Here is a 1,534-nt window from a genome sequence, read left to right on the forward strand (position 1 = left end):
GAGTCGGACTACGGAAAAGATGCGGAAATTTCAATAGAATTATTTTCAGCGCCTGCTACCCAGGAAGGCTGGCTTATAGATCTATTATATGGTAGCGCCAAGGTCGGCGATACCTTTCGCCTGACGGGGGGGCAAGAAGGCACAACACTGAAGCGAACACTTCCGTGGCAAACAATTTTTGACCAGCAAAGCGGGACAAAGATCTTGCGTTGGGTACTGTATTCCAATGAATCTCCTAATCCTGTAGACGCACCTCCAAAAGATATTCCGGTAGAGGCTTTCCCGATAGAAACGGAGATGCCCGAAGTTCTGGGGCTTGCAGGGCCACTGCGAAGGATCGGTTGCTCTACCTTGAACTTTGTTCCGCCAGGTGACGGGACTAACAGGCGCAACTTGAGAGTACGCATTCCGAAAAGTCCGTACACGGTCGATGGCGAAACCATTACTTTAACTTGGGAAGCATTTACCAACGCAACCCCTCCATTGCCTATACCCAATACGAAAACAACGGCTGACCTTCCGATCACTGGAACATTTCCTGCCGAAGGTGTCCTTATTAACATTGGGGATTATTCAACTCACTTAAAACCGGCGAATCGGGCCAACGGTCACCTTGGATACACGATTACCCGGACAGGTACAACGCCTACGCCACGGTCATTGGAGGCTATACATTTTGTGCTGTTGACAAACAGTGAGGCACAATATTGTGAAGAGGTACATCCAATTCCCTGACCATTAGCTGGTTGGACGGGAGCAGTGCGGCAAAATGTTTGCTGCACTCTTTTACTTTTTAGTGTGACATCGGTCAAGGTATTCTTCCGGCGGTTTTTCACCTGTCGAAAAAAGACTAATCCTACATAGATATTCGTAGTTCCACGATAGCCTTGCGCCCTCTATCTGGCTGGCCTTCTTAATCGCGAGTGCCCGCAATTTGGTTTTATCAAGCAGGTGTCTACTATGTGCAGTAAGTATCCGTATATTTCAAGTGGGCCTTTTCGCTGGGTGTACTTATGTTCACCCATACTGGCGTTTTCTATTCCTGTAGCCCTTGCGGCGCCTATTGTCGGTGGCAACGTAACCATTACTGGCGGTATTCCGGAACGCTGGGATCTCGGTTCGAATGCCACATTAAACGTTAACGGTGCACAAACACTGCTTATTAACGCTGACAGTTCAACACTGAACATCAATGCCGAGAGCAGCACCCAACAGATCACAGCTCGCAAGGGGTCACAGGTCAATCTGAGTGGTGCAACCGTCTCGGGTGTTGGCGGTCTGGCAGCGGTGCTCTTGAGTAACAGTCAGGCCACTATCGACAACAGTGCTATTACCGGCAATCGTGTAGGACTACAGGTCGTGCGTGAAGCGAGTACACAAACCGGATCCACGGCAATCGTGAGTGGTAAAAGCTCAATCAGTGGTGTTACAGGCGGGGCGCTGGTGAGTGCATTCAGCCGACTGGAGGTCTCTGATTCAACAATTCGCGGCACCGGGGATACCAGCTATGGGCTGAGATTGCGTAGTGCTGAAG

General features: G+C 50.0%; 1 protein-coding gene and 1 pseudogene. Both read left to right on the top strand.

What is annotated here, in order from left to right; genetic code table 11:
- Positions 1 to 735, top strand: a 735-nt coding sequence (locus tag AC1DRJ_RS27255) for a hypothetical protein (protein ID WP_477804880.1), incomplete at its 5' end; no start/stop codon positions are given.
- Positions 736 to 960: 225 nt separating this feature from the next.
- Positions 961 to 1,534, top strand: a pseudogene (locus tag AC1DRJ_RS27260) (autotransporter outer membrane beta-barrel domain-containing protein); the annotation flags it as partial.

It is taken from the genome of Pseudomonas sp. P5_B2 (genome assembly GCF_056400445.1).